This is a genomic window from Spirillospora sp. NPDC048819 (assembly GCF_040650055.1).
Classification (GTDB): Bacteria; Actinomycetota; Actinomycetes; order Streptosporangiales; family Streptosporangiaceae; genus Spirillospora.
The window spans coordinates 1-11,590 of record NZ_JBEZGN010000037.1; the positions used below are offsets into that span (position 1 = coordinate 1).

Consider the following 11,590-nt stretch of genomic DNA (forward strand, 5'->3'; position numbering starts at 1 on the left):
TTTTCCGCGGTGTGCTCTCCCTATGGGGGGGCTGGCCCCCCCCCCCGGGGCCGCGGGGTGGCCCCCCCCCCGCCGGGGGGCGCCACCAACTGCGGCGGGGGGGCGCCCGCCCCCCCCCCCCCGCAACAGTCATAGGTGGTCTGCGCTGAGGTGGATGCGGCGCCATGCTGTCGCCCACAGTTGCTCCTCTAGCGCATCACCTCCACACCCGCGGATTATGCCCAGGACGTACTTGAGCTTCAGTGGCGGTTTGCCGGGACGGTCGTTCAGCAGCTTGCTGATGGTGGCGTGGGAGAACACGCCGCCGGCTCTGGCGGCTATCTCTCTTGAGGACGGGTGGTCGGACCAGGTCCAGAACCTCCGCAGGAGGTGCTCCAGCTGGGCATCCGTCCGGGCGGTGAGGGGGTCTGGCTTGAGATCGTCGTGGGCGTGATTGGCCGACGGGCGATTGGCGACGGGGGCAGGCTCTCGGTGTACCCAGCGGGGCACACCGGCCCGGGACGCGATGTCGAGCTTGGCGAAAATATGCCTGATGTGGCTTTCGACGGTCTTCACCGAGACGATGAGTTCGTCGGCGATCTCCTGGTTGGACAGGTCATCCGCGATGAGCCGTGCGATCTCCCACTCGCGGTTGGTCAACGGGAATCGCGGCCTGCCGAGTTCGAGGGGGGCATCTTGAGGCGATGTCATTGATTCGCCCAGGTCACATGCGTGGCCGAGGGTAGGCCTGAGTGGCTGCCAGCATGATGCTCAGTGCGAGCACAGGAAGCATGGCACGCGCGGACACGGTGCCCGAGACGTTGAGTATGGCCAGGTAGATCAAAACGGTAGTGAGCGGCAATGCTCCCACCACTGCCGTAGCGATGGACGGGCTGATTTCGACGCAGATCGAGATCTTCATCGGCGGCCTTCCTGCTCGGTACACGGGACTCTGCTGGGGCCCTGGCTATGGGAGCCGGGCACTGCCATGCCCCGCCCGAAGGGCCGCCATCGAGCTTCTTGGGAACATATCTTGGCCAGCGTGCAGACGGCAGTCCAGACCTCTTCCAGATATTGACACCAATGTCCGATTCGGAAACTGATACAGATTTTTACATGCTCTTACAAAGAGCTGCGAAGATTAAGGGTTTCCCACGATGTTGAAACTCCCGCTGTCGTGAAGTATAGATCTAGGTCATCGACAAGCGTTTCCTGCTCGGTACACGGGATAGCCGCTGGTCAGCAGGCCTGTGAGAGCCCCCGGCTGCCACCGGGGGTTTCTTGTTTTCGGTAGAGCCCATTGGAGCTGGAACTGGGCATCCCTCGACCGTGCTGACACGATCCCGGAGCGCGACGGCATCCCCCGTCGACCGCCTTTTCGGACGGCGCTTAGGGTGTGATTAGATCCACCGAAAGCAACGGTATCGTCGTGAGCGCCGTGGCAAAGGCCTGGGAGCGAATCATCCTGGTCCATCATCGCCGCGCCCACCACGACGTCGCCGCACCCCAGCAACAAGGACTGAGTCCTGGACGACTCTGCGGGGCAGGGCGCGGACGCCGCTCCCGATCCGGCAACCAGCTCCGCAAGCGCGTCGAGGGCCTGCTCACCGAGTTGACCGGCGCCCCGGGCTGAGAGCCTGGGACGCACGCCATCGTCTCCGCCGCCGACCGGGGAGCGCCCCTGCGGTTACCCGGGGGTCACTGGTCCGTCTCCGATGGGGAGTCCGGCTCCTGCTGGATCTCGGCGGGCTCCAGCATTGAGGGCACCACGGTCAGGGCCCGCGTGCCGGTGCTTCGGCCATGCGTGTCCATGCCAGCGGCCGACCACCACACGACCAGGGGATGTCGAGGCCCGGGGCTCGCTCCGATCACCTTCGAGCGTCAGATGGCAGAGCGACGGAAGGCATCACCGGCCCAGCTCAGGGCCGAAGTGGCATAACACCGTCTACACGATTTCAGGGATTGACAACGAAGCCGTGCCAAGGACCGCACATATGCCCATGAGACTGAGGCGCGCTGGCGCATGGCGCGTCACCTTACCGGGAGTGGCCGCTACTCGACGAAATGCGTTCACATTTCATATGGGAAAATCGAAGCGATCTGAATACGCGACGGCCAGTTCGTACCAACTGGATCCCGTTCTCGCTCGCTGGCAATCGAGCGAGTCGCCATGGTCGGTGACTTTATCAGCCAATGATAACGTACGGCCGTTTCCGGACAGGGATCTAGTACGAAATGACCTGGCGGGTTAGCATGCGTCCGATGCTCGTCCCACGGTTGCCCCGGGCAAGGGACGGCAGTCGAATGGATTCCGTCGATAACGACAACCCTGATTACACGAAATCCCCGACTCGGGTCTCGGGGTAGACAAGCTGGTCAGCCGCACGTTGAGCGAACTCGCCTATGGGTCAACTCCTGGACATCGAGCGCACCTTCGACACCGCCTACGCGATCGAGGACTACTTCGGGCCCGAAGAGCGGGCCGGGTGGCGGCTCTTGTGTGCGCCGGGCAGGGCCGAGGCTGTCGGCGCTGTCGGAATGGCGCCGCCACCCCGCAGAGGCGACCATAAGGAGTCCGGCCGGGCCGTGGCGGCGTTTCCGTCTGAGGCTGCGTTGGCCTGGCGGCCGCTGCCTGATGCCATTACTGGCTTTGCCCCGCTCATGTTCTGCGGTGGAGACCTGGAGGTTGCGGGCGCAGAGCCGTCACGGAATGCGGGTGGGCAGCATGAAGAGTTCCGCAGCGCCTGCGAAGACGGTGCTCGAGCCGAGCCGGCCCTGGGTGATCGGGGCGGTTCTGCTGTGTGCGGTCGGCACGCTCGGGGCGGTGGCCGTCGCGGGGTCGCCCGGGAGTGAGGGCGGGGGCGAGATCGGGGGTGAGGTTGGGAGCGAGGCCGGGCGCGCGCCCGGGTTCGCTGACGTGTTCCGTATCCACCCTGGCCTGGTTTCGGTCGAGGCGGCCGCTTTGGTCGCGGGGGTGACCGTCGCCGCGGTCGCGGCGCTGTGGTGGTCGGTGCGGCGGAGTTGGCCGTGGCTGCTCGTCGCGGGTGTCGTGCTGACGATCCCTGGGGAGTTCGTGTTCTTCTTGTCGTCGCGGGGGACCGACGAGGACACGGGCTGGCTGGTGTACGGGTCGGTGGCGGCGGGGGCGCAGCTGGTTCTGCTGGGGACGCTGGGCGCGGGCCTGTGGCTCGTCCACATCAGGGCGGCAGGTGTGGGGGCGGTGCTGGTCGGTGCGGGTCTGGGCGCCCAGGTGTTCGGTGCGGCCACCGACGTGCGGATCGTGGAACTCATGCTGCTGCGCCGCGGCCTGTCTGCGTCCGGCGTCCAGAGCCTCCTGCATGACGGAATGCTGCTCGCCGCCGTCGGCGGGGGGCTGCTGGTGATGATGCTGTACCGCCGCTACGACGGGCGACCCGAGCTGGCGGCGCCGTCATCGCGTGTCGAGCCCGCGATGGGCCGCGGCACGGCCCTCGCGGGGGCGGTCGCCGCCGCGGTGTTCGTCCCGGCCGCCTTCATCGGCGACGGCGAGTTCGACGTGGCCGCCTCCGCGCTGCTGCTGGCGGCGGGTCTCGTGGCGGCCCTCATTGCGGGTCGCCGGGCGTTCGCCGGGACCGTTGTCGCGTCGGCGGTCGTCGTCGGGATCTCCGGTCCGACGGATGCGCTGATCCAATCGGCCGAACCCATCAGCATGTGGTTCTGGATCGCGGTCGGTGTGGTGGTAGGGGCGGCCGCCGCGTTCCCGTCCTGGCGGCGCTGGACAGCCGTGGGCGGGTGCGGGCTGTGCGGTGTGGCGCTCGCGGTGACGATGGTGATACGCCCGGACGGGGTGACCGTGCTGATGCTCGCCCTCCTCGCCGCCGCCGGCACCGCCGCGATCGGTTCGCTCGGGGTGTGGCTCGCCAGGGACGGGCGGCTGCCCGTCGTGCTGGGGCCGCTGGTGTTCGCGACGGTCACCGGTGCCTGCAGCCTGCTCGCGCACTGGCAGGGACCCGGAAGGCGCGGAACCGGTGACGACCTGTTCCGCGATCCCGGTCACCTCTGGGTCTACACCGCCCTGCTCCTGGCGGCGGCGGTGGCCTTCGCCGCCCTGAAGCGCCGCACGTCACGGCCCGGCCGGTAACAATTCAGTGGGCATCGGTCTCCGAGTTTATCGTCTGGTGATTGACGCGGAGGGGCATTTACTCGCTGAGTGAGCACCGGTGTGATGGAAGGGGCGTGGCGGATGCGGATAACCGCATAATTGCCTGCGTAGAGAACCCCGTACAGACTGTGAAAGTTTCTCAGGAATGGTGCGCGGCGGACGCGGCTGGGTTACGTTTCTTTGCATCGTTCCTCTGTCGGCGCGAAGGAGGGTGGACGATGACGGGGACCCTCGCTGGGCGAGGGCGTCCGGGGCCGGTCCCGCCACAGGTGATCGCCATTTTGAGCGCCGAACTGCCGTCCCTCGCCGAAGAGATCATCAGTGAGGTCAGGCGCTCGGTGCCGGAGGACGCCCGGCGGGGCGGAACGGTGCGTCAGCCGACCATCCGGGCCAGCGTGGAGCAGGTGATGTCCGCGTTCGTCGACCAGGTGACCGGGGTGGGCGACACCCACGAGCACCGGGATGAGCTGTGCCGGGAACTCGGGCGCAGCGCGGCGTACGAGGGACGCAGCCTGGACACGTTGCAGGCCGCCTACCGGGTCGGGGTCCAGGTCGCGTGGCGGCGGGTCGCCGACGTCGCGCACCAGCGGCGGCTGCCGTCGGGGGTGATGACGCAGCTCGCCGACGCCCTGTTCTCCTACATCGACGAGCTGGCCTCGCTGTCGGTGCAGGGATATCTGGAGGCGCGGTCGCGGTCGGCGGACGAGCTGGCGGGCGAGCACCGGCGGCTGCTGCGGATGGCGCTGCGCCCCGGCGCGCCGGGCGGCGCGCTGGCCGAGGCGGCGGAGGCCGCGGGCTGGCCGCTGCCGGAAGAGGCGACGCTGGTCGCGCTGCCAGCCGGGGCGCGGTGCGTCCGGGCGGCGCTGGACGAGGACGTCCTCGCCGACCTCGGCGACGCCGAACCCCACCTGCTGGTGCCCGGGCCCTTCGACACGGCTCGCAGGCAGATGCTGGTCAACGCGCTGCCCGAACGCCGGTCCGCGGTGGGGCTGACCGTCCCGCTGGCGGAGGCGGCCCATTCGCTGCGGTGGGCGCGGCGGGCGCTGGCGCTCGTCGAGGCCGGCGTCCTGGACGACGGCGGTCCGACGATGTGCGAACAGCATCTGCTGGAGCTGTGGCTGCTGTCGGACGAGGCTCTGCTCGACCAGCTCTCGCGGCGCCAATTGGGGGCGCTGACGGGGATGAGCCGGACCCAGCGATCTCGCATGACCGAAACCCTCGGTGCGTGGCTGGAGGCACAGGGAAACGCGGTCGAAACCGCCCGGCGGCTGCGCGTGCATCCGCAGACTGTGAGGTACCGAATGCGGCGCCTCGGCGAGACGTTTGACGAGCAACTGGCCGATCCGGCGTCGCGATTCGTGCTGGACGCGGTGCTCCGGGCGCACCGGCTGCGACAGGTGCGGAGGCCGTCAATGCGGTGAGTAAAACCACGCCCGACGGTGCGTGTTTATAGTAACGACGGTGAGTGATTTTACCTTCCCTTTACCTTGAGGTGCGGTGTATTCGATCTACCTTCGATGTGTCTCAGTTCACAACCTGTCGGGGGCGCACAGGGGTCCCCGCTCAGTGCGCCCTTGGCGTTTCCGTAGTAGAGCCGACCGTCCGGGACGCCGGGTGCCCCCGCCCGGTAAAACGCCAGGGCCCGTGACGGCGGCGTTCTCGGAGGTGTCCCGATGACCAGGACGCTCACGCCGGGGGCGGTGCAGCCGAGGCCGAGGCTGCCACGCCGGCTGGCGGTCATGATGCGCCCGGAGCTGCCCAGTCTCTCCAAAGAGATCATCCACGAGGTGCGGAGGTCGATCCCCGAATACGGCAGGCCGATGCAAGGGCCGTACGTCGAGGCCCTGCAGATCGGTGTGGAACGGGCGCTGACCGACTTCGTCGAGCAGGTCGCCAACCCCCGCGCGCCGCGCGAACGCTACCGCGAGACCTACCGCAGGCTCGGCAGGTTCGAGTCCCAGGAGGGCCGCACGCTCGACACGCTGCAGGCCGCGTTCCGCATCGGCGCGCAGGTCGCGTGGCGCCGCGTCATGAAGGTCGGCCCCCGCCGGCACCTGTCCAGCGACGTCATGGCGCAGCTCGCCGACGCGCTGTTCGCCTACATCGACGAACTGGCCGCGCTGGCCCTAGAGGGCTACATGGAGGCCCAGCCGGACGGAGAGGTCGAGGCGCACCGCAGGCGGCTGCTGGAGCTGCTGCTGCGCCCCCTCGGCTCCCAGCGCGTCCTCGCCGAGGCCGCCGGACGGGCCCAGTGGCCCATCCCGGACGAGATGACCGCGGTCGCGGCCCCGCCCGGCGCCCCGTACGTCCGGGCGGCCATGGACGACGACGTGCTCGCCGACCTCACCGCGGAAGAGCCGTTCCTGGTGGTGCCGGGCGGGCTGACCAAGGAGCGGAGACGGGCGCTGCTGCGGGTCCTGCCCGAGGGGCGGCTCGTCGCCGGCCCCAGGGTGCCGGTCGACGGCGTCGCCGACTCGCTGCGCTGGGCGCGGCACGCGCTCCGGCTGGTGGACGCGGGCGTCCTGGGGGACGGCCCGGTGACCGACTGCGACGACCACCTCGTCACGCTGTGGCTGCTGTCGGATCAGGCCCTCGTCGACAGGCTCGCGCACCGGCACCTCAGCGAGCTGGCGGAGTTCCCGATCCGGCAGCGCGACCGGCTGCTGGACACGCTGCGCGCCTGGCTGGTGAGCCGCGGCACCGCCGCCGAGATCGCCGAGGAACTGAACGTCCACCCGCAGACCGTCCGCTACCGGGTGAGGCAGCTCGAAGGCATCCTGGGCGACCGGCTGAACGATCCCGACGCGCGTTTCGCGATCGAGGCCGTCCTGCGCGCGACGTCGCTGCGGCGGCGCGCCGCGGAAGGCGGCGGCGACGGCCGGATGAACTGATCTTTCTTCGTCCCGGCGTCCTCCCCAGGGGGCGCCGGGACGCGTTCCGCCGGGCGCCGGGAAAAGGCTCACTTGCTGATAATCGGCGAATGCGGGTACGGCCGTCCGTGAGCATCCGGCAATGACATTGCCGGGCGGCCTTGATTGCCTATTCGCCGCATGCTTCCATCCAATTCGGAGCAATTCGGCGGGATGGCCGCGATCGGGGTGGAGGTGCGATCAGGGTGCGCTCACGTTCGGCGCGTTCGTTCCTGGCGGGACTCGGCGTGATGGCGCTCATCAGCCTGACGGGCATGCACCCGGTGTACGCGGACACCACTCCCTCGCCCACCGCGAGCGTCACCGAGACTCCCACCGAGACTCCCACGGAGACGCCGACCGAGACTCCCACGGAAACGCCGACCGAGACTCCGACTGAGACACCGACGGAGACGCCGACCGAGACTCCCACCGAGACTCCCACGGAGACGCCGACCGAGACTCCCACGGAAACGCCCACTGAGACTCCGACTGAGACACCGACGGAGACGCCGACCGAGACTCCCACGGAGACACCGACCGAGACCCCCACTGGGACACCGACGCCGACCCCGACGGATCCGCCGGGGACCCCGGGCACCCCTAGCAAGCCCAAGAACCCTGTGCTGTCACTCGGGCTCACGGTGTCGTCGGCCACGATGCGGCCCGGCGGCTCGGTCACCGCGACGGTCGAGGTGTCGTCGGCGTACGCGGTCGCGCAGAGCACCGTCCTGCGGATGTCGGCCTCCGGCGCCTCGGTGAGCCCGCGGACGCAGAACCTCGGCGCCGTCGGCGGCGGGGGAGCCGCGGCGATCGCGACCGTGCGCGCCCCGTCCGGCGCCGATCCCGGCATCATCACGGTGAAGGCCACCGTCTCGGCCGCCAAGGCCCGGAGCGTGTCCCGCAGCTACAAGCTGATCATCACCGATCCCTCCGGGGCGCCGCCGCCGGGGGTGAGCCTGGCGAGCCTGCCGCCCGGCGTCCCGCCGCTGACCCCGTCCGACTTCAACCCGCTCAAGGGGATGAAGGGACCGCAGGTGGCGCTGCCCCCGATCGCCTCACCGCAGATCGCGGCGAGCCCGATGCCGCTGGTGCCCGTCGCCGGCCTGCGCACGATCGAGGACGAGACGTTCACCGTGCAGCGGCTCTCCGCCCTTCAAGCGGGCTTCCTGGCCGCGATGACGGCGTCGGTGACGCTGCTGCTGCTCCGGCTGCGGCTGGCCCGCCGCGCCTACACCGTGCGGATTCCGCTGCCGCGGGCCCAGCGCAAGCGCCTGCGGCTCACCGGCAAACGGCTCACCGCGGCACGGCTGCGGGCGCTGCCGCCGCAGCCCGCGCGGGTGCGTCCCGTCCGGCTCGTCCTGCTGCCCGTCAGACCGGCCCGCGCCGCCCGCCTCTAGGCAGGCCCCCGGACGCGGGCGCCGGTCACTTGTCGGGAGCGAACATCGGGCGGAAGCCCGCGAGGAGCTGCCGGATCACCGGGCGCTGCTCGGCCGGGGTGCGGCCGCGCAGGTCGTGGATCGGGTCGAGGCCGTCGTAGTACGGCGCGAGCGCCAGGAACGGCAGGATGGTCAGGATCAGCGTGGCGAGGACGTCGAGATCGGCGTCCTCGCGGATCGCGCCCTGGGCCTGCCAGAGCTGCAGCGTCGGGTGGACGACCTGCAGGTAGTGCTGGTTGGCGGTGTCGCGGACGACGGAGCGGACGCTGTTGTCCAGTTCGAAGTTCGTCGCGGCGGTGACGCCGCGCTCCAGCGGATGGTCCGCCATGTACTCGGTCCAGTCGCACAGGACGTCGAACAGCCACTCGTCGAAGGACTGGTCGAAGTCGATCCGCTCGATGCGGCGCTCCATCTCCTCGCGGATGCGGCGGGACGTCTCGTCGCAGACGAACGCGAAGAACTCCAGCTTGTCGCTGAAGTACTGGAACAGGGAGCCCTTGGCGATGCCTGCCTCGCGCGCGATGGTGTTCAGGCTGCCCGTCGAGTACCCGTTCTCCCCGAACTCGCGCATCGCCACCTCGAGCACCCGCTCGCGCTTGGCGACGTTGAGGCGGAACCAGGTTGACGTTGGCATGGAGCCCTTCGACTTTCCGTCAGGAACCGGTAACCCAGAGGTCAGGATAACGGTCCGCGGCGTCACGTGTGACCCGAAACGTCACCCGCGCCCCGCCGTCCGCCCGGTGCCGGTCCGCCCACCAGGCAGGTCGTCCCTCAGCGGGCCAGCCGGATCAGGATGCGGCACACCTCTTCGATGATCTCGGCGGCCTCGGTCTCGTCCTCGGCCGTGGCGATCTCCCGCCCGGCCTCGCCGATCACCGTGGTCAGCACCAGGCTCAGCACCTGCTCGGGCCGGCCCGCCTGGTCGCCGGCGGAACCGCGCAGCAGCTTGGTGTTCTGCGCGATCCAGTGCTGGGCGCGGCTGCGGCGCATCAGCGACGACCCGGACGGGCCCTCGCCGCCGAGGAACAGCCGCGCCGCCTCCCGCCGCTCCCAGCACACCAGCAGGTACGCGCGGGCGCCCGCGATGAACAGCGCGATCGGGTCGGACTCGCCGTCCTTGCGCGCGGCGGACACGGCCTGCGCCGCGGCCGCCTCCTGCTCGTCGCTCAGGTGCTCCCACAGCGCCACGTACAGCCCGGCCTTGCCGCCGTAGTGGTGGTAGAGGCTGCCGACGCTGATCCCGGACCGCTCGACGATCTCGGCGATGCCCGCGTCGGCGTAGCCGCGGTCGGCGAAGACCTCCAGCGCCGCGGTCAGCAGCGCCTGCCGGGTGGCGTCGGCCCGCGCCCACTGGCGGCCGCCGGCCGCACCCTCGCCGCCGTTGCCGTTGCCGTTCTCACCCGCGCCGTTCGCCTGCCGTGCCCTGCTCGTCCGCATCCCACCATGGTGCCAGGCCACGCGCTCCCACACGGGGAATCGCGCCCCGGAGCGCCTCAGAGCGGGCGGCTCAGTACCAGTTGTGGGACTGCCAGAACGCCCACGCGCCGCACGGGTCGTCGTAGCGGGCCTTGATGTAGCCGAGCCCCCACGCGATCTGGGTCGGGGAACTGGTGCGCCAGTCGCCTCCGGCGCTGGCCATCTTGCTGCCGGGCAGCGACTGCGGGATGCCGTAGGCGCCGCTGGACGGGTTCTCGGCCCGCTCGTTCCAGCCGCTCTCGTGGTTCCACAGCGTCAGAAGGGACGGCCAGCAGCGGCTCCACCCCTTCAAGGCGTTCATCTTCTTGCCGTACGCCTTGTTCTGCTTGGAGCTCGGGTTGGACTTTGCGAGCCGCTCCCGCTCCTGCTGGGCCTTCAGCTTCGCCCGCGCCCTCGCATCGCGTTCGGCCTTCTCCTTGAGCCGCTTCAGCTCGCGCTGGTGCTCCTCGTAGGCGCGCTTCTTGGCGGCGGCGATCGCGTCGGCCGCGACCGGGTCGATCTCGGACGCGGCCGTCAGCTTCGTGAGCATGTCGTTGGTCGACAGGCCGGCGGCTGCCATCTTCGGGGGCTTGGTGTCGTCCTTGACGAACCTGTCGATGTCGACCAGCACCACCGCCGAGCCGATCGCCGCGATCGCGACGATCATGATGGTGACGTTGCTGGTCAGCGCCCGCCGCAGCCACCGCCTCTTCGGCGGCTGGAAGTCGTCCATCGCGTCGGCCCCGTACGGGTCGCGGCGGTCGTACGGGCCGTTCGGGCTCCGGCCGCCGCCGCGTGCGTCGGGCGCCTCCCGGGGCGGGGGCACCCGGGTGCGCCGTCTGCCGCCGTCGGAACTTCTGCGCGTGCCGTGACTCTTTGGCATAGGAGAAGACTGCCTTATCGCCCGGGGTCGATGTCCACGATGAGGAAGTACGCCGACAGGGTGGCACACGGTTCACCCATCGCGGTGCCTCCGGTTCCGTCCCGAGCCCGGATTCGGCAGCTCCACGTCGCCGGCGGCCAGCCGCGCCGGCTGCAGGGCTTCGAAGATGTCGCGGTGCATCCCGTCGAAGGCGGCCAGCTCACCGCCGGGCGCCTCCAGCGCCAGGGCGACCTCGCTGACCCGCTCGCGTCCCGCGGAGGTGATCTCGACGAGCGTGGCCCGCCGGTCGCGGGGATGCGGGGCGCGGGAGACGAGCCCGGCCGCCTCCAGCTGGTCGACGGTGAGCTTCACCGTCGTCGGATGCATCATCATGAACCGGCCGAGCGTGCTCAGCCGTGCCTGGCCGCGGTTGATGAGAGCCAGCGTGGTCAGCAGGAAGTAGCCGGTCTGGGTGAGATCCAGCCGCTTCAGCTCGACGTCCAGCGCCTTCTTGAGCAACTGGTTGAGCCGTCCCACCGCGCAGATCGCCATGAACGGCCACGGCCCGCCGAGGAGCCCCTGCCCCTCCCAGCGGTCCCGGACGCCCATGACCAGCGGGTCGACGCCGTCGTCCATCTCGAGTTCCACGTCCTCTGTTGCGCCTCGTCGCGCCTCGGTTCGCACCGGCCGATCGTAGCTTCGGACAAATCAACATGTAAGTACTCGCTTCTTAGACCTTCTTCCAATAGAGTGCCTCAGATCACAAACGGTGCCCGAGTGCTTGCTAGGGCGCCCGGCATCGTGT

Annotated in this window: 12 protein-coding genes; 5 read left to right on the forward strand and 7 right to left on the reverse strand. The window is 69.8% G+C overall.

The features are described from left to right. Window positions 1-129 precede the first annotated feature (129 nt). Window positions 130-639: a helix-turn-helix transcriptional regulator gene (locus AB0C35_RS35910; protein ID WP_358466128.1), complete on the reverse strand. Its 510-nt coding sequence runs from the start codon at window positions 637-639 to the stop codon at window positions 130-132. Between the two features lie 64 nt (window positions 640-703). Beyond that, the gene (locus tag AB0C35_RS35915) at window positions 704-901 is read right to left on the reverse strand and encodes a hypothetical protein (protein WP_358466130.1); all 198 of its coding nucleotides are present in this window, start codon (window positions 899-901) and stop codon (window positions 704-706) included. A gap of 507 nt (window positions 902-1,408) precedes the next feature. Between AB0C35_RS35915 and AB0C35_RS35920 the strand changes: the two genes are divergently transcribed. The 4 genes from AB0C35_RS35920 to AB0C35_RS35935 all read left to right on the forward strand — a co-directional run bounded on the left by AB0C35_RS35920 (window position 1,409) and on the right by AB0C35_RS35935 (window position 7,011). Continuing rightward, entirely contained in the window at window positions 1,409-1,612 is a 204-nt protein-coding gene (locus AB0C35_RS35920) for a hypothetical protein (protein WP_358466132.1), read from the forward strand. A gap of 1,092 nt (window positions 1,613-2,704) precedes the next feature. Then, on the forward strand, window positions 2,705-4,099 hold the full coding sequence (locus AB0C35_RS35925; RefSeq protein WP_358466134.1) for a hypothetical protein: 1,395 nt from the start codon (window positions 2,705-2,707) through the stop codon (window positions 4,097-4,099). 239 nt (window positions 4,100-4,338) lie between these two features. Further along, on the forward strand, window positions 4,339-5,541 hold the full coding sequence (locus AB0C35_RS35930) for a helix-turn-helix domain-containing protein (protein WP_358466136.1): 1,203 nt from the start codon (window positions 4,339-4,341) through the stop codon (window positions 5,539-5,541). Window positions 5,542-5,793: 252 nt separating this feature from the next. Continuing rightward, window positions 5,794-7,011: a helix-turn-helix domain-containing protein gene (locus AB0C35_RS35935; RefSeq protein ID WP_358466138.1), complete on the forward strand. Its 1,218-nt coding sequence runs from the start codon at window positions 5,794-5,796 to the stop codon at window positions 7,009-7,011. A gap of 148 nt (window positions 7,012-7,159) precedes the next feature. Here the strand turns inward: AB0C35_RS35935 and AB0C35_RS35940 are convergent, their stop codons facing one another. Continuing rightward, window positions 7,160-7,687, reverse strand: coding sequence for a hypothetical protein (locus AB0C35_RS35940; protein ID WP_358466140.1), 528 nt, complete (start codon window positions 7,685-7,687; stop codon window positions 7,160-7,162). Window position 7,688: 1 nt separating this feature from the next. Here AB0C35_RS35940 and AB0C35_RS35945 point away from each other — a divergent pair, with 1 nt between their 5' ends. Then, entirely contained in the window at window positions 7,689-8,429 is a 741-nt protein-coding gene (locus AB0C35_RS35945; RefSeq protein WP_358466142.1) for a hypothetical protein, read from the forward strand. 25 nt (window positions 8,430-8,454) lie between these two features. Here the strand turns inward: AB0C35_RS35945 and AB0C35_RS35950 are convergent, their stop codons facing one another. From AB0C35_RS35950 to AB0C35_RS35965, 4 genes are all read right to left on the reverse strand, one after another. Then, window positions 8,455-9,102 carry a TetR/AcrR family transcriptional regulator gene (locus AB0C35_RS35950; RefSeq protein ID WP_358466144.1) on the reverse strand — a complete coding sequence of 216 codons (648 nt, stop codon included), beginning with the start codon at window positions 9,100-9,102 and terminating at the stop codon, window positions 8,455-8,457. 137 nt (window positions 9,103-9,239) lie between these two features. Next, window positions 9,240-9,905 carry a TetR/AcrR family transcriptional regulator gene (locus AB0C35_RS35955; RefSeq protein WP_358466146.1) on the reverse strand — a complete coding sequence of 222 codons (666 nt, stop codon included), beginning with the start codon at window positions 9,903-9,905 and terminating at the stop codon, window positions 9,240-9,242. Window positions 9,906-9,975: 70 nt separating this feature from the next. Continuing rightward, on the reverse strand, window positions 9,976-10,806 hold the full coding sequence (locus tag AB0C35_RS35960; RefSeq protein ID WP_358466148.1) for a lytic transglycosylase domain-containing protein: 831 nt from the start codon (window positions 10,804-10,806) through the stop codon (window positions 9,976-9,978). 72 nt (window positions 10,807-10,878) lie between these two features. Further along, window positions 10,879-11,469 carry a MarR family transcriptional regulator gene (locus AB0C35_RS35965; RefSeq protein ID WP_358466150.1) on the reverse strand — a complete coding sequence of 197 codons (591 nt, stop codon included), beginning with the start codon at window positions 11,467-11,469 and terminating at the stop codon, window positions 10,879-10,881. Window positions 11,470-11,590: the final 121 nt, after the last annotated feature.

What these genes read in the sequence shown, in the direction of transcription:
- AB0C35_RS35955 (WP_358466146.1), bottom strand. Translation starts at nt 9,905, where the DNA reads ATGCGGACGAGCAGGGCACGGCAGGCGAACGGCGCGGGTGAGAACGGC.
- AB0C35_RS35945 (WP_358466142.1), top strand. Translation starts at nt 7,689, where the DNA reads ATGCGGCCCGGCGGCTCGGTCACCGCGACGGTCGAGGTGTCGTCGGCG.
- AB0C35_RS35915 (WP_358466130.1), bottom strand. Translation starts at nt 901, where the DNA reads ATGAAGATCTCGATCTGCGTCGAAATCAGCCCGTCCATCGCTACGGCA.
- AB0C35_RS35960 (WP_358466148.1), bottom strand. Translation starts at nt 10,806, where the DNA reads ATGCCAAAGAGTCACGGCACGCGCAGAAGTTCCGACGGCGGCAGACGG.
- AB0C35_RS35925 (WP_358466134.1), top strand. Translation starts at nt 2,705, where the DNA reads ATGAAGAGTTCCGCAGCGCCTGCGAAGACGGTGCTCGAGCCGAGCCGG.
- AB0C35_RS35930 (WP_358466136.1), top strand. Translation starts at nt 4,339, where the DNA reads ATGACGGGGACCCTCGCTGGGCGAGGGCGTCCGGGGCCGGTCCCGCCA.
- AB0C35_RS35950 (WP_358466144.1), bottom strand. Translation starts at nt 9,102, where the DNA reads ATGCCAACGTCAACCTGGTTCCGCCTCAACGTCGCCAAGCGCGAGCGG.
- AB0C35_RS35935 (WP_358466138.1), top strand. Translation starts at nt 5,794, where the DNA reads ATGACCAGGACGCTCACGCCGGGGGCGGTGCAGCCGAGGCCGAGGCTG.